General features: G+C 64.4%; 3 protein-coding genes and 1 pseudogene. 3 read left to right on the forward strand and 1 reads right to left on the reverse strand.

Translation table 11 applies throughout. The features are described from left to right. Positions 1 to 14: 14 nt before the first annotated feature. The gene (gene alaC, locus DK459_RS19490) at positions 15 to 1,199 is read right to left on the reverse strand and encodes an alanine transaminase (RefSeq protein ID WP_006388432.1); all 1,185 of its coding nucleotides are present in this window, start codon (positions 1,197 to 1,199) and stop codon (positions 15 to 17) included. 337 nt (positions 1,200 to 1,536) lie between these two features. Here alaC and DK459_RS19495 point away from each other — a divergent pair, with 337 nt between their 5' ends. The 3 genes and pseudogenes from DK459_RS19495 to DK459_RS19505 all read left to right on the forward strand — a co-directional run. After that, positions 1,537 to 1,998 (forward strand): Mth938-like domain-containing protein, encoded by a 462-nt coding sequence (locus tag DK459_RS19495; RefSeq protein WP_006388431.1) that lies wholly within the window; start codon positions 1,537 to 1,539, stop codon positions 1,996 to 1,998. After that, positions 1,998 to 2,462 (forward strand): peroxiredoxin, encoded by a 465-nt coding sequence (locus DK459_RS19500; RefSeq protein WP_006388430.1) that lies wholly within the window; start codon positions 1,998 to 2,000, stop codon positions 2,460 to 2,462. Before DK459_RS19495 ends, DK459_RS19500 begins: the two co-directional genes overlap by 1 nt. 58 nt (positions 2,463 to 2,520) lie before the next feature. Further along, a pseudogene (locus DK459_RS19505) lies at positions 2,521 to 2,720 on the forward strand (PhoH family protein); the annotation flags it as partial.

Here is a 2,720-nt window from a genome sequence, read left to right on the forward strand (position 1 = left end):
CTTCGGGGGGGACCTTACCTATAGCCGTCCTTGCGGAACATGTCCTTGATGCCGCGCACCGCCTGGCGGGTGCGCTGCTCGTTTTCGATAAGAGCGAAGCGCACGTATTCGTCGCCATACTCGCCGAAGCCGATCCCGGGGGACACGGCCACTTTCGCATCCGACAGGACACGCTTGGCAAACTCCAAAGAGCCCATCGCCCGGTAGGGTTCGGGGATCTGCGCCCAGATGTACATGGACGCCTTGGGAATCTCCACATTCCAACCTGCTTCGTGCAGACCGCGCGCGAGCACGTCGCGGCGGCTTTGGTACTGCGCCACGATCTCGTTCACGCAGTCCTGCGGGCCGTCCAGGGCGGCGATCGAGGCCACCTGGATCGGCGTGAACGTGCCGTAGTCGTGATAGCTCTTGATGCGCGCCAGCGCGCCCACCAGCTCGCGGTTGCCGACCATGTAGCCGATGCGCCAGCCCGCCATGTTGTAGCTCTTGCTCATGGTGAAGAACTCGACCGCGACATCGCGCGCGCCGGGCACCTGCATGATCGAGGGGGCGACATAGCCGTCGAAGGTGATGTCGGCGTAGGCCAGGTCGTGCACCACCAGGATGTCGTGTTCCTTGGCCAGGGCCACCACGCGCTCGAAGAACGACAGGTCGACGCACTGGGCGGTCGGATTGCTGGGGAAGCCCAGCACCATCATCTTGGGCTTCGGAATCGACTCGCGCACGGCGCGCTCGAGTTCCTCGAAGAAGTCCACGCCCGGTGTCATGCGCACGGAGCGGATGTTGGCGCCGGCGATGACCGCGCCGTAGATGTGGATCGGGTAGCTGGGGTTGGGCACCAGCACGGTGTCGCCACGGTCCAGGGTGGCCAGCATCAGGTGCGCCAGGCCTTCCTTGGAGCCGATGGTGACGATGGCTTCGGAATCGGGATCGAACTCGACCGCGTAGCGGCGCTGGTACCAGTCACAGATGGCCTTGCGCAGGCGCGGGATGCCCTTGGATACCGAGTAGCCGTGGGTGGTCGGGCGGGTGGTGGCCTCGACCATCTTGTCGACGATGTGCTTGGGAGTGGCGCCGTCCGGATTGCCCATCGACATGTCGATGATGTCCTCGCCGCGCCGACGGGCTGCCATCTTGAGCTCGCCGGTAATGTTGAAAACGTACGGGGGCAAACGCTCAATGCGAGAGAACTTCCTCATGATGGGAATCCTTAGGGGCGAAGGGGCAAAAATCCAGGGCGCGGGCGCGCGAAGGGGAAACGGGCTCAAAAGCCGCGCCAGCGCAGGTTTGCGGCGCAGCAAAACCCTGTAATCTAGCGCAAGGACGCCCGGGCGGCAAATGGAACAAAAATAGGGCCTGCTTGATGGCGAATTTGGTGGCAAAAATGCCCGCCCGCCCGCCGGGCCGCCCCAAGGGCGGGCAGCCCCCGCAGGGGGGCGGAGCGCGAGCGCAACGAGTCAAGCGTGGGGGTATTCCCTTTGCAACATACGGCCATCCTGATGCGCTATTATCGGAACCATAAAGCCGGAGTATTTATTGAAGCTGCATACCGATCCTGCGACGGCCGCCCTGAACACCGTCACCGCTTATGGTGATGGCTATATCGAGGTCAACCAGGTACGTTTTTCCTCCTCGGTCGCTTTTGGCCCCGAAGGCGAAGTTACCCCTTGGCCCGTTCAGTCGCCGGCCGACATCACCCCCACCCTCTTGCGCCAGGCGGCCGGATTGTCCGAACCCGTCCGCGACCCGTTGGCGTTCCTGGACGAACCCGAAGCCACCCCCAGCCGCCCGGCCAATGCGCCGGAAGTGCTGCTGGTCGGCACGGGCGGCCGGCAACAGTTCCTGCGCCCCGAGGTGCTGCGTCCCCTGTTGGCGGCCGGCATCGGCGTCGAAATCATGGACACCCACGCCGCCTCGCGCACGTACAACATCCTGATGGCGGAGGGCCGGCGCGTGGTCGTCGCCCTCATCCCCCCCAACGGAGACCCCCAGACATGATGATGCCCATCATCGGCAAGCCCGCCCCGCTGTTCACCGCTGAAAGCACCATCGGGCCGATCAGCCTGGAGCAGTGCCAGGGTCGCGCCGTGATCCTGTATTTCTACCCCAAGGACAACACCCCTGGCTGCACCACCGAGAGCCAGGATTTCCGCGACCTGCACGCCGACTTCCTGTCGGCCAGCGCCGTGGTGGTCGGAATCTCGCGCGATTCGCTGAAGTCGCACGAGAACTTCAAGGCCAAGTACGAGCTTCCTTTCCCTCTCATCTCCGACGCCGACGAAACCGTGTGCAACCTGTACGGCGTCATCAAGCAGAAGAACATGTACGGCAAGCAGGTGCGCGGCATCGAGCGCAGCACCTTTCTGATCGACGCTTATGGCGTGCTGGTGCAGGAGTGGCGCGGGGTGAAGGTCCCGGGCCACGCCAAGGAAGTCCTGCAGGCCGCCAAGAGCATCGGTTAGCCGTGCACAGGAATACCCGTCAGGTGCCATAGCCGGCCCATACTGGAGAGTGACGCATATGCCGCTTCCGAAGTTGCCCACCCGCCCCGCAGCCATCCTGACCTTCCCCTCGGGCGATAACGCCCGGGCGCAGGCCCGCACGACCAAGACCGCCGCTGCGCGGTCCAATACCAATACCCAGGCCGTCCTGGCCGAAGACGACGAGGACGAGCTGCTGGTCCAGCCCGAACTCGACGGTATCGGCTCGCCGGCCCGCAA

The organism is Achromobacter sp. RW408 (assembly GCF_003184165.1).
Classification (GTDB): domain Bacteria; phylum Pseudomonadota; class Gammaproteobacteria; order Burkholderiales; family Burkholderiaceae_B; genus Achromobacter; species Achromobacter xylosoxidans.

What these genes read in the sequence shown, in the direction of transcription:
- alaC (WP_006388432.1), bottom strand. Translation starts at nt 1,199, where the DNA reads ATGAGGAAGTTCTCTCGCATTGAGCGTTTGCCCCCGTACGTTTTCAAC.
- DK459_RS19500 (WP_006388430.1), top strand. Translation starts at nt 1,998, where the DNA reads ATGATGCCCATCATCGGCAAGCCCGCCCCGCTGTTCACCGCTGAAAGC.